Here is a 22,366-nt window from a genome sequence, read left to right as displayed (position 1 = left end):
GGTTGGGGGGCAGGTTGGTGCTAGCGAGACTGGCTTGACGGGGTAAACGTTGACACGATTCGCTGGAATCTCTATACGTTTGCCTCCTAAGTTGTTCCCCAGCTTTTGAGCGGGATAAAACATGGGTTACGCGACCTCTGTGGACGCAGTAATGGACGGGAGGCCATTGGTGCGGAGAGACACGAGGGAGAGCGATTGGCCAGGGGTATGATAAGAACACAAATTTGGTTGCTGGCGATCTTGTCGGCTGGGGGCCTGTTTGGCCCTGGCTGGGTTGCTGCGCAGACGACCTCCCAGACCGAACCGGTGCGGCTGCCTGCTTTAGAAGAAGAGCCGCCTGTGTGGACGTTTGCGCCGCAAGCAGAGGAAACCGAGTCTGTCCTGCTGATGGACTCGGAAGTGATCTTGAACGAACGCAAGCCACCCCCCAAGGACTTTGGCGGCATGGGAGGAGGCGGACCATTCGGCGGGCAAGGCGGCCCGGGCTATGGATCGGTCTGGTACCCGACCAAGCTGGTCAAAGGACAAGATGTCGACTTTCAACTGATCCGCCAAAATGCCTCGGCCGCCCTGCCGGTGTGGCGGGGAGATAAGGGAATCATGCTGATGAGCATGAACGTGGGGAACTCGCTATTCTTCACCGACGCGGTGCTGCCGGACTCGCAGCGTCCTTTTCCCGCCGAGTTGTGGCGGGTGAATCTAGGTTTGAATTACATCCACAAGTTTGACAACGGTTCGACCTTGGTCGTGCTGACGGGCTTGGGATCGTCTAGCGATAAGCCGTTTCATAGCTGGGAGGAAATGAACTTCACGCTCGGAACCTTCTGGCGACGGCCCGCGCGAAACGAACGGGACGCGTGGATGTTGGGGGTGATGTACTCTCCGTCGGGCTCGCTGAATTTTCCGATCCCGGCGATCGCGTATCAGTGGAATCCGTCCGATAGTTTTCAGATGAGCGTGGGGCTACCGTTGTCGGTTACCTGGCATCCGTTTGCCTGGGAGAATTGGACGGTCAGTTTCTCGTACTTGCCCCTTACCAACGGAAGCTTGATGGTTACGCACGACTTTACCGAGCGAATCCATCTGTACAGCGGGTACCAGTCGATCTCCGATTCGTACTTTCTCAGCGATCGGGAAATTGAAAGAGACCGGTTTTATGCAACCGAGCTGCGGATCGTCAAAGGTTTGCGGTACGACTTAGGACGTAATGCCGTGTTTGATATTTGTGCTGGTTACGCGTTCGATCGTAAGTATGGCGAAGGAGCGAACCAAGGGGCCTCGCTGCACGACAACGTGGACGTGCAGCCAGGCGAGTTTGTAGAAGCTCGGATTCAGCTTCGCTTTTAAGACGGCTACGAAAGCGACGGTTAGGCGTTAACCGGATCGCCGCTGGTTTTGCCGTCTAAGTGGTCTTTCAGCTGGGTTAAGATCTGCCCGGTCGCGTCGGCCTGGTTCAGGACGTAGAAGTGAAAACCAGGGACCGTATTATCGACCAGATCGATGACCTGCTGGGCAGCGTACTCGGTGCCGACTTGAGCCTGCCAAGCGGTATCGTCATGCTTTTCGTTCAGCTTCTCGGACAGCTCGGCAGGAATGTTGGCGCCGCATAGCTTCGCGATCTTCGAGATCTGAGCCAGGCTTTGAACCGGAAAAATGCCAGGCACAATCGGCACCGTGATGCCCGCCTTGTCACAACGTTCGCGCCACGCGTAGAAGTCGGCGTTGCGGAAGAAGAGTTGCGAAACGATGACCTGAGCTCCCGCATCGACCTTTCGTTTCAAGTTGTCGAGATCGGCCTCAGGGCTGAGGGCTTCGCGGTGCGTTTCAGGGTAGCCAGCGACCAAAACGCCCAGGTCGCTGAACTCGGCGTTGATCAGCTCGACCAGTTGGTTGGCGTATCGCAGCCCGTCTGCGTTGGGCTTGAACGAGGTCTCGCCTTGGGGCGGGTCGCCACGCAGGGCCACAATGTAGTCGACCCCGCGCTGTTGGGCTTCGGTGAGGAACGACCGTAGATCGTCGACGCTCGAACCGACCACGGTCAGGTGGGCAGCGACCGGAACCGAGAAGCTCTTTTTAACCGACTCGACGATGTCGAGCGTACGGCCGCGAGTCGAACCACCGGCGCCGTAAGTGCAGGTGATATAGGCCGGATTGAACTTGACGAGCTGCTCGACTTGCAGCATTAACGACTGCATCCCCTTCTCGGTTTTAGGAGGATACAGTTCAAACGAAACCGGCAATTGGCCTGGTTGGTAAAAATCGGAAAGCATGAGGCAGTTCTAAAAAACGAGGGGCTCACCCGTAAGATGACGTTCTTCCTGGGTGAGAAGATACATATTGTGAATGAGTTGGATATCGCAGTCGGTTTGGGGGACATTTCGGCGAGCAAACATGCGCTGCTGCGTCGAGATCATCACGTCTGGTGGCAACTCGGTCACTTGACCGAACAGGCGGGCGTAATTCACGAAGCTGGGAACGTTGGTGGTGACGAACCCATACAGCATACTGCAGACGCCGATTGTCTTTCCCGTAAATATACCGGTATTGATGGCGGTCTTTGAGTAGTCCCCGAAAATCGAGCCGACGAATTGCATCTTGGTGGCGACCCGACCGGTGGGATACTCCATGTTGACGGTGCCGTAAGTATTCTTCAAGTCGCTGTTGGATGTCCCTGCGCCCAGGTTAATCCAACTGCCAAGGTAGCTGTGTCCGAGGAACCCGTGGTGCTGCTTGTTCGAGTAGGGTTCGATGACCGTTGCTTCGACTTCTCCGCCAATTTTTGTGGTATGCCCTAACGAGACGGCGTCTTTAATGGCCGAATGCTCGATTACTTTCACGTTTTTCCCCAGATAGGCAGGGCCACGTAGAAAGCAGAAAGGTCCGACCGACGTGCCTTCTTCAAGCAAGATTGGCCCACTTGTAGCATCAATGGCCAAGTTCTCGCCCAAGCGAACATCGCCAGCGACAAACAGCCCGTCGCGAACTTCCTGATAACGCCCTGTTTTCAGGCGTGCTTCGAGGTTCTCGTTGATGATGGCCTCGTTGAAGTGAACCACATCGTGCGAGTATTCAAACAGGTTGAGTTTCAGCGTGCAAATCGGTAAATCGCCGGACTGCGTCAAGTTTTGGACGAAGGTAAGGAACTCGTCGTAATTCGATTTGTGCGTCGGTATACGGGCTTCGGGGGGCAGCAACGCGGCAACCAAGCGACCTTCGTGCTGAATCAGCCCGGCCTGCGTTTCGGCTGCCCACTGGGTGATTTGGCGCAGATTGGAAACACTGGGAACCAGGCTTGCGTTCAGGATCAAGGTAGGCTGATCGGCGGCAAGTTGGGTTTCGTGAAGTTCAGGAAACGATTGTTGCTGGAGCGAAGTAAGGTGGTGCCGTACAATCCCCCGACAGGCAGCAAACTGGCTAAGTGCCAACTCGGCCAGGCGATAACTACCACACAAAATAGCGTATGCCGGTCGTCCTAAAACGATCGGATACAGCTTAGAGACCGTTCGATCCTCGAAAATAATGCAGTTCATACGGTAAGCTAATAGTGGAACAATCGATTGGGCATGAATTGGTTGTAACAATTGGAACGAATGCCGTGAACATCAGGGGGCGGCTGCGGCAATCCCGATATCATTTGATGCCCCAACCGGGGGAAAACGTACGGATTCGGACCAATAGTTGAGTAATCCTTGCTTACAATCTATACGCATCCCTGGTTGTACCTGAAGAATTTACGGAAGGATTCCCCCTGAACTACTGTTGCCCCCTCGCTTTGTTCAACCTGTAACCTAATGTTTGTCAACGAACTTGCTCAAAACGAGTAAGTCGAAAGGGGGAACGGCTAGCCAGCAAGGGCTTGGTCATTGCAATACAACTTGAATTACGAACAGAGACCATGGCTGAGCTACTAACCTTTATCCTGGGGGACTTGTTTGGAATTCTTACCCTGCTTCTTGGAATTGCGGTAGGAATTACTTTGGGACGCATGTGGGCGGCCTACCTCACGCTTGCTAAGATCAATGCGGCTGAGAATAAAGAGCCAGCCACCAACTATCGCGAGCAGTTGGCTGGCATGATCCAGTTTACCCACCTCTTCTCTGGCGATTTAACGAAGCAGATTGAACAGTTAGAGACATTAGGTGAAAAGCTCGATTCTCCCTCGGATTCGGCACCGGTCGACGACGAAGCTCGATCGACCAAAGCAGTGCAACTGGTGGCAGAAATTGCAGCAGCTAATCAGCGTTTAAAGCGTCGCTTGGAATCGGCCGAGGCCACACTTAAAACGCAAGCTCAAGAACTGGAAGATTCGCTTTCGGAAGCGAGAACCGACGCCCTGACGCGCTTATTCAATCGGCGTGCATTCGATGAAGAACAGGGGCGTCGCTGGGCACATTGGCAGCGTAAACAGCAGCCGTACTGCATGTTGTTACTAGATATCGACCATTTCAAGCAGGTAAACGACAAGTACGGTCACGATGCTGGCGATCTCGTTCTTAGGGAAGTGGCCAGCCGTTTAATGGCCGTCATGCGCGAGACCGATTATCTGGCTCGCATCGGTGGCGAGGAATTGGCTGTCTTGCTACCCGAGGGAGATTGGGATGCCATCGCAGCGGTCGCGTGCAAGTTGCTGGATGCCATTCGCCGATTACCGGTGATTTATGGCGAATGCGAGATCTACGTTACCGCGAGTTGTGGCTTGATGTCGGTCACGCATGCCGAGTCAAGCAGTGGTTTGATAAAGGGAGCGGACGAAGCGTTGTACGCGGCCAAGTCGAATGGACGCAATTGCGGCTATATCAACGATGGAACCACTCTTATTCCAATCGAGGATCTAGCCTCTGGAAAAGTCACCGCGTTGAAGAAAGTTCCCCGCGATCAATTAGAAAGAAAAAAGCCTGACTCTTCAGACGTGAATTCTGCGGCAACGGTCAGTGATATCGAAATTGCGGCCTCGGAACTGAAGAACCGTTTGTTTCGGATGTCTCAGCGAGCTTGCTGATATCCGCGTCGGTAGCTCAAACAGGGGCGAACTGAGGATGCCTAGAAACGCGTTTAAAAGCGGTCAGATTGATGATTAGATTTGTTGCGTAGACATCGAAAAATGCTGCGAGCCAACCGAAGGGATAACGCAGGATGGATTCCGGTCCCCATTCCAACTCACGAACCAGCCGGCCTAGTCGCACTTTTGTTATCGGTGGTCAATCGATTTCCCCTGGGAATCGATTACGTTTCGAGATCCCGGTTGCTCGCCTGCCGACAGGAACACACATTAACTTACCGATTGAGGTCATTCACGGCCCTTTCGAAGGCCCTACGGTCTGGGTTTCTGCAGCCGTGCATGGGGATGAGCTCAATGGTGTCGAGATCGCACGTTTGGTACTCGACAAGCTAAAGCCGAACCGATTGTTCGGTACGTTGATTGTCGTTCCGATGGTCAACGGCTTTGGTGTGATCAACCAAAGCCGTTACTTGCCAGACCGTCGCGATTTGAATCGCTGTTTTCCAGGTTCCAAGTCTGGCTCGCTGGCTTCACGTCTGGCGCACTTGATGATGACCGAGGTGGTGCAGCGTTGTCAGTACGGAATCGATTTGCATACCGGGGCCAACTACCGCACCAACTTGCCGCAGGTTCGTGGCGACATGGACGACATCGAAACGTACGAGTGCGCTCTGGCATTCAATAGTCCGGTGGTCGTACATTCCGACGTACGCGACGGCTCGCTACGGGCTGCGGCCAAGGCCAAGGGAATTAAGGTTCTCTTATACGAAGCTGGCGAACCGATGCGTTTCAATCCGGATGCCATCAAGTTGGGTGTCTCGGGCGTGATGCGTGTGCTGACTTATCTGAACATGCTGAAAACCCCATTTAAGATTCCCAACAAAAAACCAGCCCTCATTCGCGAATCGACCTGGGTCCGGGCGAGGCGTAGCGGCATCGTGCGGCTTTCGGTTGAATTGGGGGACAAGGTCACTGCCGGCCAGAAGATCGGCCTCATCGCGGATGTCTTCGGCGATGACCCATATACTTTGAAGGCCCCGTTTGATGGGATTGTGATTGGGCACTCGAATAATCCGATCGCGCACCAAGGAGATGGAATCCTCCACGTCGGGGCCTTCGTTTGAAGTTTTCAGTGTTCAGTTTTCAGTAAGAGAAGAGACGGGCGTGTACCAGTCGTTTGAGGATCTCGAAGTTTGAAAACGCTCTTGTAAGCTGGCCGTTCGTGTTTACGAACTGCTTCGCGAGAGCAAAGAGTTTGCATTGAAGGATCAAATGCAGCGAGCAGCGGTCTCAATTGCCTCGAATATTGCCGAAGGAGCTGAACGTGGTGGAAAAGAGTTTGGACGGTTCCTGCGAATTGCAAGAGGCTCTGCCGCTGAACTACGTACCCAATGCTACATCGCCTCCCGGATCGGAATACTCTCCCACGAGCAGCGCAGCGAACTTGTGCTGGAGCTGAAAGAGATCGCGAAAATACTAACTGGCCTGTCGCGTACTCTTACTGAAAACTGAACACTTCAAACGAACCAAAAAAAACGGCGGCTTCTCAGAAGAGAAGCCGCCGTGTGGTTTGTTGGTGTCACTCGAAACCGCGTTAAACGGTTCCAAATTCAGGTTTTCGGCGTCCGAGCTGCGTTTGCAGGCGTTGGACGATGCTGCTGTGCATCTGGCTGACTCGGCTTTCGCTCAGGTCGAGCGTAGCGCCGATTTCTTTCATCGTCAGCTCTTCGTAATAGTACAGGATGATGATCAGACGCTCGTTGCGATTGAGCCCCTTGGTCACCAGTCGCATCAAATCGTTCTTTTGAATGCGACGTGTGGGGTCTTCCCCCTTTTTGTCTTCCAGAATGTCGATCTCACGGACATCTTTATAGCTGTCCGTCTCGTACCATTTCTTGTTCAAGCTGATCAGCCCGACGGCATTTGCGTCGGAGACCATCTTCTCAAGTTCTTTGACGGGCATTTCCATGTGCTGGGCTAGCTCGGCATGCGAGGGCTGGCGACCGAACTTGGCTTCCAATTGCTTGGTTGCTTCGTTCAATTTGCTGGCCTTCGAGCGGACCAAACGTGGTACCCAGTCCATGGTTCGCAGTTCGTCCAGCATTGCCCCACGAATACGTGGGACGCAATACGTTTCGAACTTCACGCCTCGGCTCATGTCGAACGCATCGATTGCGTCCATCAAGCCGAAGACGCCTGCCGAGATGAGGTCGTCAAGTTCGACCCCTTCTGGAAGACGAGCCCAAATCCGTTCACCGTTGTATTTAACCAACGGCAAATAGCGTTCTACGAGTCGGTTTCTTAATTCTTTCCGCGACGGGTCTTCCTTGTAGCTCGTCCACAATTCAGACACGTCATCCCTGGTCGCGGTCGTCGTTGCCATGCGTTCCTCCGTGAATCGCCTGTGCTAGGCTAACACGTCTTTTCTTATGAAATCGACGGACCTGAATCCTTCAGGTCACTTCCCCGTTGTTGGCAATGTGCCATCTTCGGAAAGGGAATCGATCAGGTTATCCAATACGCGTAAGGGACTCGGAAACTCCCGGGGAGGAATATCTTTGTCGGCCTATGCCGCGGTTTTCGTGGAGCTGTTCATGAAGGAGGCCGTGGCGTCGCCACTTTGCTCCATCTTGTCCAGCTCCGCGTTGATGCGCTGCCGCACCGATTCGTCCACAATTCGAGCGGCAGCATTTCCCATCAGCCAGCCCAGTCCCGCAAACAGGAACAAGGCTCCAATTGCCACAAGCAGGATTGATTCCAGACCGCCAGACATGACCAGTCCCCGTGCAATCACGGTGGTCATCGCTGTTGTTCCCAGAATTCCCGCGTAGTCGCGTCCCATCGTTCCCAGGCTGGTTGATTTTTATCGATCCGCAAACCTCGACCGTCACGTGCGCACGTGACGTTATCTCGTTGAATCGACGCTCTGAAAACGAGAATTGAAGTAATTTTGCGGATGTCATTTGTTTTGCTTGAAAAACTTGTTGCCAGTTATGAAGTGATTGCAGCGATAGCATGGTGGTTTAAGCAGCTCGTTTCGGTTGGATTAACTGCGAAAGAGCTGACGCTTCGCGAACCAGACGATCGGCGATTCGTTGAATCGATTTGCTGGCCACGTGTTCCGCGTATCGCTGGACAAACGGTTGGGCTGCATACGAGGCGGCTCCGACCTCGGAGGCGACCTCTACGTGCCCGCACGACTTAATCTCCAGGTGGAGAAACTTCTGAGAGGTCGCGTTCATACCGGCAACCAAGTCGGTGTGCCCCGCCGCATGCGAGGCACGATTCATCAAAACGTGTGTTTGGTAACGAGGCGTCTGGGTTTGCAGCGTGCGAATCCGTTCGTAACCTGCCGTGATGACATCGGCGGTCGGATGTAACGCCACGAGAAACAATTGAGCCATGCGCCAAAGAGCCAGGGTAATTGGCGTGATGTGGCTGCCGGCATCGATCAGCACGATATCAGCGTGCCTGCCAAGTCCCATGAGTTGTTCGATTAGTCGATCTGCCGCGGCGGCGGTCCACTCCCCTGCTCTTTCGCTGGCCTCGGTTGGCAACAAAAGGGAAGCGGCTAAGCCCGGCACGAGGTATTCGTGCAGATCGAGTTTGCCGGAAAGGAGTTCGTCGATCGTGACTTGCGGTGTTCTTCCGGTCAGATGTGCCAAGCCGCGATTGGTGGCATTCAAGTCGACCACGGCTACGCGCTGGCCAGCCAAGCCCATCGCACAAGCCAGGTTGTGGCAAAGCGTGGTGGTGCCGACTTGTGCGCTGCCACCAAACAGCACAAAAGTCTGGGCCTTCGCGAAGGCAGGTGTTCCGCCAATCATTGCACGCTTGGCCAGCATTCGCAGGAGCGTAGCTTGATCGCGGGGAAAAGAAGGTTCAATCGACATAGTTTGTACGAAAACGCGGTGCTTGGTGAGTTGGGCGGGTTAAAGGATACGGCTTACCAGATCTTCTGGATCGGCGGCGGCAATTGCCTGAGGGACATCTTGTCCATTGGTCACATACGCCAGCGGTAACTGGGGATCTTGTAGAAAACTCAACGTGTTACCCAACGATCCAACCTCATCGATTTTGGTAAGTACCCAACTCGTTGGCCCGACACTGGTGAACTTTTCCACCGCCTCAGCCAGGCTTCGCGAACTGCTGGGGGCGGAAAGTACCAAATAGGTCTCATCAGGGGAAGCGGCTTTTATGAGAGATCGCAACTGTTGCACCTGAACTTCGTCGCGCGGGCTACGGCCTGCGGTGTCGATGAAGATTTGCTGGCAGTCCGATAATTCATTGATAGCATTGCGAACCTCCATCGGCGTGGCGACGATCTTCATCGGCAGGTCCATGATTTCGGCGTAAGTCTGCAGTTGATCGACTGCCGCAATCCGATAGGTATCGACCGTGACTAAACCAACACGACGCTTGAAATCGAACTTGGCCCGGGCCGCCAGTTTGGCAATGGTGGTTGTCTTGCCCACACCCGTCGGGCCGATGGCAGCCACAACGCGGGGATAAAGCAGCGTGTCGTCGATATCTCTGCCCATCGGAATGGATTGCATGAGTTCTTGGCGAACCGCATCGATTAAGGCAGCCTCTTGCTGCTGCGATTCTTCCGGATAAGCATTGAGAACTCGCTCGCACAAACTATCGGCCAAAATGCCAGGCACTTCGGCTTCCACCAGACGCTCGCGAATTCGCAAAAGAGCCGGCGGGTAAGCAGGGCCGTTGCCAAAGAATGTTTGATTGAACGACATCGCTTCCAGATCGATCCCCTGATCAAACGGGAGCGTTGGAACACTGGCCGTCGGCGTTTCCTCTGGCGGGGCGATGTTCTGTTCTAGCGTCGGTGGTTCAAAGGCTTCCGGCTCTTCTTCGTCGTCTTCTTCCAGAGGCTCTTCAATTTCGAAGCGACTTTTGAGATTGGCATCGCGAGCTGCCGCCAGTTCGATTTCTTTGCCACCGAAGAAACCTCTCAGGCCACGCTGAGGAACTTCTCGAGAGTGGAGCAATGCGGCATCAGGCCCTAGTTCCTGGCGAACAAGTTCCAAGGCTTCGTGCATCGATTTGGCGCGAAAAGATTTAATGTTCATAAGCTTCACTTACTGAGGCTGCGCCCCTTTGCCGGGAGGAGGATTGCCAGGCATCGCGTCGCTGATGAGCCCCATCGATTCAATCATCGTGTCGCGGGTGATTTCGTTGTGGCTAAGCACGATCAGGTCGGGAATAAAGTTGCCGGTCAGTTGCTTGACGGCGGGACGAATTTGCGGGTTGACCAGCACGATGGGCGGTTTGCCAATTTCACGCAGTTTCTCGACCCCGGTAGCGATCGACTTGCAGGTCATTTCAATCGCTTGAGGGCTCATGCGAGCGAATGCGCCCCGTTCCATGTCGATGCCTGAAGCAATCCGATCTTGCATGGCCGGATCCATGGGAACGACGTGGATACGATTTTCGGCGTCGCGATACTTGGTGCAGATCGAACGAGCCAGTTTGTGGCGTACGAATTCGGTTAGCCAAACCGGATCTTTGGTGCGGCCGATGTTGTCGCCGAGGGTTTCCAAGATACGCGCCAGTTGGCGGATCGAAACTTCTTCCTTCAGTAGCAATTGCAGCACCGCTTGAACATCGCCAACTTTCATGGCCCCAGGGACCAACTCGTCGACCACAGCCGGAGAAGTCTCTTTCAGTTCGTCCAGCAGATGCTTGGTTGCGTCGCGGGTAAGGAGTTCGTCGGCGTGCTTCTTGGCCACGCGTTGGAGGTGCGTTGCCAAGACCGAGGTCGGTTCGACAATGGTGTACCCCATCATCTCGGCTTGTGGCCGTAAGCCAGGCTCAATCCAAACAGCGGGCTGGTTGAATGCCGGGTCACGTGTTTTCTGACCAGGTAAATCCCCTTTGGCGCCAGCCATGGCAATCGCTAAGAGGCCGTCAGGGTAGACAACATTTTCGGCGACGACGTTGTTGCTGATCTTGATCCGGTATTGGTTTTCGGTGAGCCGCATGTTGTCGCGAATGCGGACCTTGGGCAGGATGACGCCAATTTCGCTGGCTACGTTTTGTCGCACGCCGGTAATACGCGGCAACAAATCTCCACCCCGAGCAGGCGCGGCTAAGCGGACTAGCCCGACCCCCAGTTCCATTTCCATGGGATCGACCGTTAAGTAGTCCTCGATCCGGTCGTCCTTCTTGGCAGCTTCCTGTTCTTCCTGGGCCTTCTTTTCATGCTCTGCCGCATCGGTCTTGTTTTGCTTTTCCGTTTGCCCCTTCTTGGTCATTACGGCGATGCTAACGCAGCCTGCGCCGAGGAGTAGTAATGGAAGCATGGGCAAGCCCGAAAAAATGAGCAGGCCAAGGAAACAGCCGGCGACACCCAGGGCTTCAGGCCGCGAGAAGAGCTGACGAATGAATTCAACCGGAAGGTTGGTTGCTTCCGTACTACGAGTCACCAGCAAACCAGCGGCGAGCGAAATCAAAAACGCCGGCACTTGGCTAACCAAACCGTCACCGATGGTCAGCTTGGTATAGACTTGGCCTGCTTCCATGACATCCATGCCGGACGTGACACCGATGACCAGGCCGCCAATGATATTGATCAACGTGATGACAATACCGGCAATCGCATCGCCCCGGACGAACTTACTGGCACCGTCCATTGCCCCGAAAAAGTCGGCTTGCTGGGTGATTTCGGCTCGGCGTTGTTGGGCTTCGACTTCATCGATGATGCCTGCGTTCAGGTCGGCATCGATTGCCATCTGGCGCCCTGGCATCCCGTCTAAGGCAAAACGTGCCGCCACTTCACTGATACGCGTGGCACCCTTGGTGATCACCAAGAACTGGATGAGCACGATGATAATAAAGATGATGATCCCGACTTCTACCCGATCGCCGGCGACAAATTCGCCAAAGCTTTGAATCACCCCCCCAGCGGCATCCATCCCTTCGGTCGCCGCCCCGGTGAGAATCAAACGTGTAGTCGCCACGTTCAGCACTAGCCGAGCTAAAGTGGTGGCCAGCAGCAGCGAGGGGAAAATATTGAACTCAAGGGGAGTCTGCACGTAGATCGTCGTGAGCAAAATGATCACGCCCGCCGTGATGTTGGCGGTCAGCAGCAAGTTCATCAGCGGAGTCGGCAACGGCATCAGAATCACCAGAACGCTGGTGATGATACCAATCGGAAGGACCAGGTCCTTAAGTCTGCTAACGCTGAAATTCACGGTTTTCTACGTTCTTTTGGGTTTTTGTCTCAAGTTTTTCCAGGCTCGAACCGACACGAGCGTGGCGAAGAGTACAGAAAACCAAGGATCGGTGTCCAGATCGATCGATTCTTTGGAAGTCGTTATGGCCAGTCAGGTTATCGCCTGCCTAATTTTGGGCCCCTTGACCGCCGGGGGAGCAGCCAATTAGCGTGAAGTGCTAGCGGTAACGGCCTGTCCGATGTCGCTGGTGAGGCGAGGCGTTTTCGCATAAACTCCGTCTCTCGGTTGCTCCCTTTGTCTCTGAATCAGGAAAGCGGTTTCTTTGAACGCTCCATCCCCCGCTGTTGACAGTTCCACCAAGCCAGTCGATAGCAAGCCAGCTAAGAAGCCTAAGGCCAACAATTATCCTTGGTACACGCCCCGGGTCTGGCACGGCATGCGTATGGGAACTTGGAGCAGTCTGCTAGCAAAGAACGGTTTCAAGGTGCATCCGATGAAGCTGGGGCTGGCCATGACGGCCTCCGCTTTTTCAGTCAATAACAGCATCTGCCACCAGCTACAGCGGCTGGCTTTCGGCACGCAGATCGACAACGCCAAAATCGAAGCCCCCATCTTTATCTTGGGGCATTGGCGAAGTGGTACCACGCTTTTGCACGAGCTGATGTCATCTGACGATCGCTATGCCACTCCGAATACCATTCAGTGCTTCGCGCCGAATATGTTTTTGATTTACGGACGGCTGATCGAGAAGTACTTCAATTTTTTCATGCCTCGGAATCGTCCGATGGACAACATGACGATGGGGTGGTCGAAGCCGCAAGAGGATGAGTTTGGTCTGCTGAGCTTGGGAGAGATGTCCCCTTATGTGCGGATGGCTTTTCCGAATAATGCTAAGCCAGATCCTGACTATCTCGACTTGGCAGCCGTTTCAGCGGAGGAACGCCAGGCGTGGCTCGATACGCTCGATCTGTTCATGCGAATGGTTACCGTGCAGGAAAAGAAGCCGCTGATCTTGAAATCGCCCACGCATACCGGACGGATCGGCGAACTGGCCGAGCGGTTTCCGGAGGCCCGCTTCATTCATATTGCCCGCGACCCGTATGACGTGTTCGCTTCGACCGTGCGGCTGTGGCATACGATGGACGAAGTGCAATCGTTTCAAGTTTCTAAGGACGACTATCGCGAATACGTCTTCGATTGCTTCGAGCGAATGTATGCTGCCTACGAGCGAGGCTTGGCGGAAGTGCCTGCCGAGCGTGTGGGACATACGCGTTACGAAGACCTGGTGAAAGATCCGATTGCCGAGTTGCGTCGTGTTTACGATTCGATTGGATTGGATGGCTTCGACCGGATTGAGTCTGGAGTGAAAGCGTATGCCGAACGCACAAAAGACTTTCGCCGCAATAGCCACACCATGGACGATGCGACGCGAGAAGAGATTCAGCGGCGTTGGCGAGGCTATTTCGAGCGTCATGGCTATGCGTTAGACGATGCCTAGTTCGGCTGGCAGTGCTATCAAATCTCCCTTGGGGAAACTGGGCGTTTTTCGCTAGAATGCGAAGCGTTCGTTAGATAGCACCCACCAGGAAAGGTTGCGGGAGGCGATCAAGCTTCCGTCGGGAAGGATGCCCGGATGCATTTGTTGTTTGACATTCTGTACGCTGCACATGCCAATGGTACGCACCATAAGCTGGCGCTGGATGCGTTGAACTATTTGCATGGCGACGAGGCATCACGGCGGCGGAATCTCTTTCTGAAATATTACGAGCCCTATCTGCGGGGCTCGAAAGACCCTGATAAGAAGTTCAAGGACTTTCGCAATCATGTGCTGCACGTTTCGCAGGACTATTGGGGAGGTGCCGAGAAGGCTGCACGCAAGTGGTACGATGCTTTGGTCGAGGCGCTTCGCCATCAAAAATGGTCCGATGCTGCCTACAGCGCTGGCGTATTGAGTCATTACTACTCCGATCCGATCATGCCCTTTCATACGGCCCAGTCCGAGGCGGAAAACAATATCCACCGGGCGGTCGAATGGAGCATTAGCTGTAGCTATGATCGTCTGCGTGCCACAGCCGTTTTACGCGGGCAACTGGGGGTTCATGTTCCCAGCGGCAACGATTGGCTGGAGCAGATGGTCCGTGAAGGGGCGGAGAAGTCACATCAGCAGTATCAGGTGCTAATCGATCATTACAATTTCAAGCTGGGGCGGCGTAATCCACCTCGCGGGCTGGATGTTGTTTGCCGCGATATCGTCTCGGCTTTGCTGGGGCATGCCATCGGAGGTATTGCTCGCATTCTGGAACGAGCGTTCGACGAGGCGGCTGTTGCTCTGCCACGCGTCCTGTTGGTGGCCGAAACGGTGCTTGCCACCATCGAGATGCCCATTCAGTGGGTGACCAACCGGATTGAAAACCAAGAGCAAGCCGAACGGATTCGCCAGATGTTTCGCGAGTACCAGAAGACTGGGAAGGTCGAGCGGAACTTGCCGGAAGATGTTCGGGCGGTTCGAGACGAGCTGTTGGCCGAACAGAATCAGGTGCCAGAAGAGACCGAGCAATCCGAACAGTATGAAGGTTACAACTTGCCGGAAGTGAATCTGGCCAGCCTCACGCGTAGCCGCCTTGGCCTTAGCTCTGCGGGAAAACCAGCGAAAAAGACGCAGACCGATCGTGTCGTCGAGCGTCGTTCAGAGCCCGCGAAGGTCAAGCCTGGCCGAGTGGAAAAACTTGACGTCGGATCGGAGATGCAACGCCCTACTCTTCCCCGAGAGGTGCCTGTCGAGCAGGTTTCGTCGCGTGAAGTCCCGCAGGCGGAGGAGGTAGGCCCGTTGCACGAGTCCTCATCACCAGAGTTTCAACCAGCGAAGGGAGTTAAGATTCGCCCGAAGCTTTCCCCCAAAAAGAAGATGGAACCTGCGGTCGATGAGTTTCAGGCCGAAGCTGCGAGCGAAAAGCCTGCTAAGTCAGGAAAACTGAAAATTGCTCGCACTGAGCAGGTGGCGGAATCGGAGCGCCAGGAAGAATTGCCCCAAGCCAAGAAGAAGAAGTCACAGCGAAACGAAGTGCCGGCTCGCGACGGTCGGGCGATCGAAGAGAAGAAGCCGGTCGAAGGCAAGCCGTTGAAGTTTTACCTGGAGGCCAGCGATTTGGTGGTAGACGCGCCTTCCATTGGTAACAAGACGGCCAAGCGGCTCAATGGAGTGGGGATTCGGACGGTCGCACAATTGATTGCCGCCGATCCAGATGCGGTGGCCCCCAAAATTAAGGTTCAGCAAATCAATGCCGATATCTTGGCCGAGTGGCAAGCCCAAGCGGTGTTGGTTTGCCGCATTCCGATGCTGCGTGGCCACGATGCCCAGTTGCTGACCGGCTGCGGCTATGAAAGTCCAGAGGCGGTCGCCCGTGCAAATGCCGAGATGCTGCTGATCGAGGTGGAGGAGTACGCAGAAACGTCCGCTGGACAACGCATTTTGCGGGGAAGTTCGCCCCCTGACTTGGAAGAGGTGACCAACTGGATTGCCTGGGCTGGGCAGGCTCGGCGGCTGCAAGCCGCGTAAAACCGGGCGTTTTTCTCTGTCTCTTGTCGCTGGAACGGTTCTGGGTAATACTGGCAGATCGGTTTTCGATCGCACCCCTTGTATGAACGTATCTTTCCATGACCCATCCTTGGATAGCCGAACGAACGGCTTCTTTCGACAGTAGTGGCATCCGTAAGGTTTTTGACCTGGCGGCCAATATGACCGATCCGATTAATCTTTCGATCGGTCAGCCTGATTTTGATGTGCCGGATGAAGCCAAGCAGGCCGCGATCGATGCGATTGAAGGTGGGCGAAATGGCTATGCTCTGACGCAGGGTATGCCGATTTTGCGCGATAAGCTGCAAGCTCAGGTCGACGCCGAATATGGTCACCCGGATCGTAAGGTGTTTGTTTGTTCCGGAACGAGTGGTGGGCTAGTGCTGACGATGTTGGCCATGGTCAACCCAGGGGATGAAGTCATCATCTTCGATCCGTACTTTGTCATGTATAGCTCGCTGGTCAAGCTGGTAGGTGGCAAGCCGGTTGTGCTGGGTACCTATCCCGATTTTAAGATCGATATCAACCAGGTTGCCGACGCGATTACGGACAAAACAAAGCTAATTCTGCTGAACAGTCCAGGTAACCCGACGGGGATTGTCGCTAAAAAGGAAGAAGTGGCCGCGTTGGCCAAGCTGGCGGAAGAGAAGAACATTGCGATTATCTCGGACGAGATTTATCGGCTGTTCACGTACGACGACAGTTTCGCGTCGCCTGCCTCGTATAACGAAAACACGATTGTCATCGATGGCTTCTCAAAGAGTTACGGAATGACAGGCTGGCGTTTGGGCTATGTGCATGGGCCGGCTGCGGTGATCGAAACGATGATTAAGCTGCAGCAGTACACCTTCGTTTGTGCCCCTCAGCCAATGCAGTGGGCCGGAGCGGCAGCGATGGAGGTTGATATGTCCGAGCATGTCAACGCTTATCGAGTGAAGCGAGATAAGCTCATCGATGGGCTTTCCGACCTGTACGAAATTGCCAAGCCGGAAGGGGCTTTTTACGTTTTCCCGAAGGCTCCTTGGGGAACCGGGAGCGAGTTCGTTACCAAGGCAATCGAGAACAACTTGCTAATAATCCCGGGCAAGATCTTCAGTGGCCAAGACACCCATTTCCGTATTTCGTACGCCGCTTCCGATGCGACGATCGATCGCGGGATTGAAGTGCTACGCAAGCTGGCCAAGCAAGGCGGCTAATCGCACGCCGTTATTGCAGCAAACCGAACGGTTTCGAGGGTTGTTCGTCCTCGATGCCGTTAAGCCGAGCGAGAATATCTTGCAAGATACGCTGTTCTAGCAGCACGTCGCGGCAAAGGGGAATCCAGCCCTCGATTTCTGGGCCGAGTTCTGGTTGTTCCATGCCGCTACGCAAAGTGCCGTCGAAGCGGGCACCATCCAGGGCCATGTCCACATCGGATGGCCCCGTGACGTCTTCCATTTCTTTGTAAACTTCAACACCGATAAAGAACCCTTCTGGTTCCGGTGTTACGCGGACGATGCAGCGTCGGCGAATGGTTTGGAGGGTGCTTTCCAGTTTCTCGTAACCACGAGTCGAATCGGTGTGCCACGGTTCCAGAATGGTGCTGCCGATGCGTGGGTACGTTTCCAGGCGCCCATCGGTTAGTTGTCCGGCGACAACTCGGACGCGTTGTTCGCGCCGAATTTTAAAGTGGTCGTCCACCGCATCGACAATCTGTTCCCACATCAAGTCGTAGTTCTTGATCGGGACGAAGTGTGGATTATCGACCATCTGGCGAGGCGCACTGCCAGTATGATGCAACAACGGCACAACGCTGCTGCAACCAAGGCAGCAAACGACTAGAACCAAACCGAATTGAGGTAACCACCTCGCCAAGATCTTCAACTCCCGCTTACCAGAAAATTGGGTGGCGGAGTTTGACGGATCTGGGTATTCCAAGCAAGGGCAATCTGACCGCTGCTAGCAAACAATCAGGCCGCAAACCCAGAGGACTCGGCCTGAACTGTTTTCTGGTGGTTTTTTCGCATTCCTAAGGGCTAGCCGTAATGTTCGTCCATTCCTAGACGCATCCGAAGCTCATCCAGTTGCTGTTGATAGCGTTGATGCGACGAGTGGACATGCTCCGCCTCGGTGATGAAACGCATCTCAGGCGTTGGGTAAATGTCGCGGTCGATCATCACGTTTTCAAACGGCTTCAAATCGGTACCGTAAACGATCAGCAATTTATGTTCGTCGAACTGAACTTCCATCGGTAGATGGGGGTTCAGCACGGCGATACCAGTGCAGCCGTCGTTCAGCAACATATCTTCATAATCGTAAAGAATGCTTTTGAGGACCGGCAGATCGATATGTTCGCGATACATGTCGCAATGGGAAGGAGACTGCTGATAGTGACTCGACTCGAGCACCACATCCACCTCGTTGCCCAGGGGATCTAGCAATTCGATAAACGTTTCGAACAGGTTGGATCGAGTCGCGCTTGCCATCAAGACAGGAACGCTACTTCCAGTTTGTTCGTCACGATAGACTTCACGGCGGAAGCCTTGCGTGGGGACGACCTTCAGGTCGAAGGAAGGACGGACGGCTTCGGTCAGTTCAAATCCGTTGTAGCTGCCAACGTCCAGGTGTGCTTCCAGTTGTTCTTCCGAGAGATGTTCGAAACTGTTCCCAATACGGGCCAGTTCGTTCTCGTGGAAGACGCTTTTGAAAAATCGTTTAAGGAAGCCCATAAGTGACCTCTGCTGCTGTTTTCTTGGCCTTGAACGGGAACACTCAGTGTCCCTGCTCAAGTCGTTCATTTTTTTCTTTTTGAATCCTAGGTTGAATAATTCGCTGTGCGGTTGTGTTTGCCGCAATCTGTGGCGGAAACCTCGGTAGCTAACTAGCTTTTTGACCGGAAGGCCGAAACAAGAGAGCCAACTCACGCGAATCTATTAAAAACATAGCTCTCTAAAACGTGTTAGCACCTTGTCTTACGGAACAATTTTTCAAAACAAGAGATCCAAGTTCTTTGACGCTTGCGGGCACAAATCGAGTGCTATGGAACGCAACAGAATGGCGGGTTGACCGATATAACCGTTAGATTTCACCACGCATGTTGCGTTAACGAATCACCAATTGCCCTGCGATGAATCAAGGAAGAAACGTTCGTCCGGTTTGGTATACTTTGAGAGAAAGTTCCCATTCTTGTTTCTTGGTTTTCTCCCCCGGATGGCCATGCTCTCTCTTCGCCGCCATTTCGCATGGATTTTACTACTTGGGGTCGCTGGGGCTGGTCTTGCCGGTTGCGATAGTGCTCCGCGAGGAAATTCCACGAATTCAAAACAGAATGCTACGTCAGCCCCGGTGGTGCCTAGTCCGGCCCTGAAATTCAAAGATGACGTCGAGCAAATCAATTCACCCCACGCCGAATGGGGGGCTCTTTTCTATCAAGGAGAGAAGATTGGCTTCATGATGACGAATTTCGAGCGTCTTAAGGGGGAAGACGGTTCGTATGTTCGCGGAACGATGGTCCAAAGAATGGTGCTGCGGCGTGATGGTCAGGCGTTGGATATCCGCAGCGAGAATATCACACTCGAAACACTTGATGGTCAGCTAAGAGAGTTCAGCACAAAGATTGAGGAAGGAACCGCAGTGAGGCGGTTTGTTGGTAAGGTGAGCCCGGACGGCAAGTCGCTAATGATCACGAGCGAAATGACCGCGGGAGGGAAGGTTTCGACGGACAGAGTTAATTGGTCCGCGGAATACGGAGGCTTACTGGCAAATTACCTGCTAACCCACAATCCTCCTCTCAAGTCAGGCGAGCAAAGGGAAAAGACCATTTTGCTCCCCTCGCTTAATCAACCAGGCATGACGCGTGTGGAAGTACTGGATGAAGAACTGGTACGAATGCTTGATGGATCGAACGTGCGGCTACTGAAAGCAAGACTCATCACCCAAATTCCTGGCCAATCGCTGCTTAGCACCACCATCTGGATGGATGACTCTGGCGAGATCGTGAAGTCGACTTCCCCCATTCAGCAGATTGAAACCTATCGCTGTTCGAAAGAATTTGCCTTGAGTAAGGGTAAGCCGGTAACGTTCGATTTGGTCACCGACATGATGGTGCCAGTCCGAGGCATGCCACGGGTGAATGTGCCCCTGATGCCTGAATTAACTTACCGCTTGAATCTGAAAGGTAGCGATCCGGCTGAGGTTTTTGCTTCGCAGACCAACCAGGTCGTAACTCCGATCGATGAGCACACGGCTAATCTCGAAGTCTGGCGGGTTCGCCCAGATACGAAACTTCCCGCAGCCTTGGCAAACGCTCCGATACCAACTGCGGAAGACCTGGCCGCGAGTCCCTTGATTGAGGTTAATTCTCCGGCAGTACAATCGCTCGCCAAGTTGGCCTCGCTGCCGGAAGAGGATGTTTGGCAGAAAGCCGTCGCCCTAGAGAAATTCGTCCATCAAACGATTCAGCAGAAAAACTTTTCGCAAGGCTTTCTTTCTGCTGCTGCCGTGGCCGAGCAGAAAGTGGGCGACTGTACTGAGCATTCCGTTTTGTTGATCGCCTTGCTGCGAGCGAACAAAATACCGGCTCGGGCCGCGATGGGAATGGTGTATGTTGATTATGGTGGCAAGCAAGGTTTCGCCTACCACATGTGGACCGAGGCTTGGATCCACGATCGTTGGATTCCCCTAGACGCCACGCGTGGTGAAGGGGGAATTGGTGTCGACTACATTAAGGTCACACAAACCAGTCTCACAGGATCGAGCGCGTTTGCGGCATTTCTACCAGTGACCCAAGTGATTGGGCATCTGGAGGTCGAGGTGGTCGAAACGAAGTAGTCCTTCGCAGGTGAAGCTCTGCCCTGCCCTGTTATTGTTGCGAGCTTTCACTCAAGTACTGAGCTACGGCGGCTAACAGCGGGTTGATGGTTTGTTCCTGAATGTTGTGCGGGGGTTTCCAGGGAAACCACTGAAAGTCGCCATGCTCGGTCAGGTTCAACTTGACGTCTCGTTCCAGGCGAGCGAGAAAGTAAACCACCGTCTTTAGGGCATCGCTACCGCCGAATTTTCGCTTGTAGTTCACTACGTATTGCAGCTGAAAGCGAAAGCCAGGATCGACTGTGATGTCGTCGGCCTGAATACCGGTTTCTTCTTCCAGTTCGCGCAGGGCACACTCCATTTCCGATTCGCCGTCGTCGACATGCCCCTTAGGTAAGTCCCAGCGTTTGGGGTGTTTCATCAACAAGAATGACTCGATCGGATTGCCTTTTACAATCAGAAAACCGCAAGCTTTAGTCTGGGGTAGTGAGGTGTCGGCCATGATGCGAATTATTGTCCTGCCGTGGATTCGTCTTCAGGGAAAGTAAAGTCAGCGATGAAGAGTTGGCTGCTGTGGTCATCGGTACGGGTGCTGGTCCACATTAGTTGTTTGCCATCTGGCGAAAAGACCGGCAATACGTCGGCGGCGGGGCTATCCGTAATACGCCACACTGGGCCCGGCTTGATGGTGTCGTCGGTCTCTTCGTACTTCATCAGCCACAAGTCGTAGTTCGGGCGCCCTGGCTTCGAGTGATCGGCCCCAGCCCAAATGATATAGGGCTTGGTTGGATGCCAATAGGGAGCCCAATTGACGCCGACGTTATCGGTCAAGGCAATTTCCTTCTCGCCATCGATCGAGACCACATAGATTTGCAGGAAGCCTTCTTTTTTGCGGTCGCTGCGGAAGACAATCCACTTGCCATTCGGCGAAATGAAGGGCCCACCATCGTATCCCTTGGCGTTGGTCAATTGCTTGAGATTTGTGCCGTCGGCATCCATCAGGTAAATATCAGGATCGCCATCGCGGTCGCTGCAGAAGGCGATCTTCTTGCCATCGTACGAGAACGCCCCTTCGGCATCGTAGCCCTTTTCGGACGTGAGCTGCGTCAGCTTGCTGGTGGCCATGTTTTTCAGATAGATATCGGTATAAGGATCGAAGTCCCACGAATAGCGACGGCGTTGGCCACTTTTGCGTTCTTCCTCTTGCCGTGCGATTTCTTCCTGCTCGGTTTGTGTCATGTTGGGGTCGAGATGGCTGCTGGAGAACAAAATGTCTTTGCCATCTGGCGTGAAATAAGCACAAGTCGTACGTCCACGACCGGTGCTCACCAGTTCCGGTTTACCACCTTCCAGTGGCTGGGTGTAGATCTGGTAGAACGGGTATTGGGGAGGAACGGCTTGGTAAACGATTTGCTTGCCATCTGGCGAAAAATAGCCTTCACCGGCTTTGACCATCCCGGAAGTGACTTGACGCACGTTTGAGAGGTATTTCCCTTCGATCGATTTCTCGGTCGTAGCCTCCTGCCCTAACGTCAACCCTGAGCAAGCAGCAACGAGGAGTAAGCAAAGCAGAGGAGAAACAAAACGACTCTGAAGTGGCATGGCGGTGGGCTCCCAAACAAGGAATCGGCAGGTCGACAACGGGGCTTTTCGTTTCATTATAGGCAGAACGCCCCCATTCGTCCGAGAATAACGATAGAGGGGGAAGCGAAAAAAGTTGCGAGAACTAGACTTATCCACTTTACGTGGAGCCTGCCTCCCCCTATTTTTTGTACTGGCTTGCTGTCCGTTTCGCATCAGGCAAAACGTTGA

Annotated in this window: 18 protein-coding genes and 1 pseudogene; 8 read left to right on the top strand and 11 right to left on the bottom strand. The window is 54.0% G+C overall.

Annotated elements, in window-relative coordinates; all coding sequences use genetic code 11:
* Positions 1–207: 207 nt before the first annotated feature.
* Positions 208–1,347, top strand: a complete 1,140-nt coding sequence (locus DTL42_RS21600) for a DUF6268 family outer membrane beta-barrel protein (RefSeq protein ID WP_114372084.1) — start codon at positions 208–210, stop codon at positions 1,345–1,347.
* 20 nt (positions 1,348–1,367) lie between these two features.
* Here the strand turns inward: DTL42_RS21600 and metF are convergent, their stop codons facing one another.
* Both metF and DTL42_RS21590 read right to left on the bottom strand, forming a co-directional pair.
* Positions 1,368–2,270, bottom strand: coding sequence for a methylenetetrahydrofolate reductase [NAD(P)H] (metF, locus tag DTL42_RS21595; protein WP_114372082.1), 903 nt, complete (start codon positions 2,268–2,270; stop codon positions 1,368–1,370).
* 9 nt (positions 2,271–2,279) lie between these two features.
* Positions 2,280–3,530 carry a putative sugar nucleotidyl transferase gene (locus tag DTL42_RS21590; protein WP_114372080.1) on the bottom strand — a complete coding sequence of 417 codons (1,251 nt, stop codon included), beginning with the start codon at positions 3,528–3,530 and terminating at the stop codon, positions 2,280–2,282.
* 365 nt (positions 3,531–3,895) lie between these two features.
* Here DTL42_RS21590 and DTL42_RS21585 point away from each other — a divergent pair, with 365 nt between their 5' ends.
* The 3 genes and pseudogenes from DTL42_RS21585 to DTL42_RS21575 form a co-directional block, all read left to right on the top strand.
* Positions 3,896–4,999, top strand: coding sequence for a GGDEF domain-containing protein (locus tag DTL42_RS21585; protein WP_114372078.1), 1,104 nt, complete (start codon positions 3,896–3,898; stop codon positions 4,997–4,999).
* Positions 5,000–5,133: 134 nt separating this feature from the next.
* A complete protein-coding gene (locus tag DTL42_RS21580) occupies positions 5,134–6,123 on the top strand; it encodes a succinylglutamate desuccinylase/aspartoacylase family protein (protein ID WP_114372076.1) in 990 nt (329 codons plus the stop codon).
* Between the two features lie 85 nt (positions 6,124–6,208).
* Positions 6,209–6,511, top strand: a pseudogene (locus DTL42_RS21575) (four helix bundle protein); the annotation flags it as partial.
* 82 nt (positions 6,512–6,593) lie between these two features.
* Here the strand turns inward: DTL42_RS21575 and DTL42_RS21570 are convergent.
* The 5 genes from DTL42_RS21570 to flhA all read right to left on the bottom strand — a co-directional run bounded on the left by DTL42_RS21570 (position 6,594) and on the right by flhA (position 12,210).
* Positions 6,594–7,382 (bottom strand): FliA/WhiG family RNA polymerase sigma factor, encoded by a 789-nt coding sequence (locus DTL42_RS21570; protein WP_114372074.1) that lies wholly within the window; start codon positions 7,380–7,382, stop codon positions 6,594–6,596.
* Positions 7,383–7,565: 183 nt separating this feature from the next.
* Positions 7,566–7,802, bottom strand: a complete 237-nt coding sequence (locus DTL42_RS21565; protein ID WP_114372072.1) for a hypothetical protein — start codon at positions 7,800–7,802, stop codon at positions 7,566–7,568.
* Positions 7,803–8,022: 220 nt separating this feature from the next.
* Positions 8,023–8,892 carry a MinD/ParA family ATP-binding protein gene (locus DTL42_RS21560; RefSeq protein WP_114372070.1) on the bottom strand — a complete coding sequence of 290 codons (870 nt, stop codon included), beginning with the start codon at positions 8,890–8,892 and terminating at the stop codon, positions 8,023–8,025.
* A 39-nt stretch (positions 8,893–8,931) separates the two neighbouring features.
* Positions 8,932–10,086 carry a flagellar biosynthesis protein FlhF gene (gene flhF, locus DTL42_RS21555; protein ID WP_114372068.1) on the bottom strand — a complete coding sequence of 385 codons (1,155 nt, stop codon included), beginning with the start codon at positions 10,084–10,086 and terminating at the stop codon, positions 8,932–8,934.
* A gap of 9 nt (positions 10,087–10,095) precedes the next feature.
* Complete coding sequence (gene flhA, locus DTL42_RS21550) at positions 10,096–12,210, bottom strand: flagellar biosynthesis protein FlhA (RefSeq protein ID WP_114372066.1); 2,115 nt, start codon at positions 12,208–12,210, stop codon at positions 10,096–10,098.
* Between the two features lie 304 nt (positions 12,211–12,514).
* On the opposite strand from flhA, the gene DTL42_RS21545 reads away from it, so the two are divergent.
* The 3 genes from DTL42_RS21545 (at position 12,515) to DTL42_RS21535 (ending at position 16,962) form a co-directional block, all read left to right on the top strand.
* Complete coding sequence (locus DTL42_RS21545) at positions 12,515–13,690, top strand: sulfotransferase family protein (protein ID WP_114372064.1); 1,176 nt, start codon at positions 12,515–12,517, stop codon at positions 13,688–13,690.
* Between the two features lie 135 nt (positions 13,691–13,825).
* Positions 13,826–15,748: a DUF4332 domain-containing protein gene (locus tag DTL42_RS21540; RefSeq protein ID WP_114372062.1), complete on the top strand. Its 1,923-nt coding sequence runs from the start codon at positions 13,826–13,828 to the stop codon at positions 15,746–15,748.
* Positions 15,749–15,846: 98 nt separating this feature from the next.
* Positions 15,847–16,962 (top strand): pyridoxal phosphate-dependent aminotransferase, encoded by a 1,116-nt coding sequence (locus DTL42_RS21535; RefSeq protein WP_114372060.1) that lies wholly within the window; start codon positions 15,847–15,849, stop codon positions 16,960–16,962.
* Between the two features lie 10 nt (positions 16,963–16,972).
* On the opposite strand, the gene DTL42_RS21530 is transcribed toward DTL42_RS21535, so the two are convergent.
* Together DTL42_RS21530 and DTL42_RS21525 are read right to left on the bottom strand one after the other, a co-directional pair.
* Positions 16,973–17,548: a hypothetical protein gene (locus DTL42_RS21530; RefSeq protein WP_147274394.1), complete on the bottom strand. Its 576-nt coding sequence runs from the start codon at positions 17,546–17,548 to the stop codon at positions 16,973–16,975.
* Positions 17,549–17,781: 233 nt separating this feature from the next.
* Complete coding sequence (locus DTL42_RS21525; protein WP_114372056.1) at positions 17,782–18,474, bottom strand: hypothetical protein; 693 nt, start codon at positions 18,472–18,474, stop codon at positions 17,782–17,784.
* A 487-nt stretch (positions 18,475–18,961) separates the two neighbouring features.
* Here DTL42_RS21525 and DTL42_RS21520 point away from each other — a divergent pair, with 487 nt between their 5' ends.
* Positions 18,962–20,575: a transglutaminase-like domain-containing protein gene (locus DTL42_RS21520; RefSeq protein WP_158545509.1), complete on the top strand. Its 1,614-nt coding sequence runs from the start codon at positions 18,962–18,964 to the stop codon at positions 20,573–20,575.
* A 31-nt stretch (positions 20,576–20,606) separates the two neighbouring features.
* Here the strand turns inward: DTL42_RS21520 and DTL42_RS21515 are convergent, their stop codons facing one another.
* Positions 20,607–21,056, bottom strand: coding sequence for a bis(5'-nucleosyl)-tetraphosphatase (locus DTL42_RS21515; protein ID WP_114372052.1), 450 nt, complete (start codon positions 21,054–21,056; stop codon positions 20,607–20,609).
* 8 nt (positions 21,057–21,064) lie between these two features.
* Entirely contained in the window at positions 21,065–22,156 is a 1,092-nt protein-coding gene (locus tag DTL42_RS21510; RefSeq protein ID WP_114372904.1) for a TolB family protein, read from the bottom strand.
* Positions 22,157–22,366 lie beyond the last annotated feature (210 nt).

The organism is Bremerella cremea (assembly GCF_003335505.1).
Classification (GTDB): domain Bacteria; phylum Planctomycetota; class Planctomycetia; order Pirellulales; family Pirellulaceae; genus Bremerella; species Bremerella cremea_A.
Note: the sequence above shows the minus strand (reverse complement) of the source record. Positions and strands in the feature narration are given on the sequence as shown.

Coding starts and splice junctions, on each gene's coding strand:
- DTL42_RS21535 (WP_114372060.1), top strand. CDS start 15,847: ATGACCCATCCTTGGATAGCCGAACGAACGGCTTCTTTCGACAGTAGT.
- DTL42_RS21565 (WP_114372072.1), bottom strand. CDS start 7,802: ATGACCACCGTGATTGCACGGGGACTGGTCATGTCTGGCGGTCTGGAA.
- DTL42_RS21560 (WP_114372070.1), bottom strand. CDS start 8,892: ATGTCGATTGAACCTTCTTTTCCCCGCGATCAAGCTACGCTCCTGCGA.
- DTL42_RS21515 (WP_114372052.1), bottom strand. CDS start 21,056: ATGGCCGACACCTCACTACCCCAGACTAAAGCTTGCGGTTTTCTGATT.
- DTL42_RS21570 (WP_114372074.1), bottom strand. CDS start 7,382: ATGGCAACGACGACCGCGACCAGGGATGACGTGTCTGAATTGTGGACG.
- DTL42_RS21580 (WP_114372076.1), top strand. CDS start 5,134: ATGGATTCCGGTCCCCATTCCAACTCACGAACCAGCCGGCCTAGTCGC.
- flhF (WP_114372068.1), bottom strand. CDS start 10,086: ATGAACATTAAATCTTTTCGCGCCAAATCGATGCACGAAGCCTTGGAA.
- metF (WP_114372082.1), bottom strand. CDS start 2,270: ATGCTTTCCGATTTTTACCAACCAGGCCAATTGCCGGTTTCGTTTGAA.
- DTL42_RS21590 (WP_114372080.1), bottom strand. CDS start 3,530: ATGAACTGCATTATTTTCGAGGATCGAACGGTCTCTAAGCTGTATCCG.
- DTL42_RS21585 (WP_114372078.1), top strand. CDS start 3,896: ATGGCTGAGCTACTAACCTTTATCCTGGGGGACTTGTTTGGAATTCTT.
- DTL42_RS21510 (WP_114372904.1), bottom strand. CDS start 22,156: ATGCCACTTCAGAGTCGTTTTGTTTCTCCTCTGCTTTGCTTACTCCTC.
- DTL42_RS21600 (WP_114372084.1), top strand. CDS start 208: ATGATAAGAACACAAATTTGGTTGCTGGCGATCTTGTCGGCTGGGGGC.
- DTL42_RS21540 (WP_114372062.1), top strand. CDS start 13,826: ATGCATTTGTTGTTTGACATTCTGTACGCTGCACATGCCAATGGTACG.
- DTL42_RS21520 (WP_158545509.1), top strand. CDS start 18,962: ATGCTCTCTCTTCGCCGCCATTTCGCATGGATTTTACTACTTGGGGTC.
- DTL42_RS21525 (WP_114372056.1), bottom strand. CDS start 18,474: ATGGGCTTCCTTAAACGATTTTTCAAAAGCGTCTTCCACGAGAACGAA.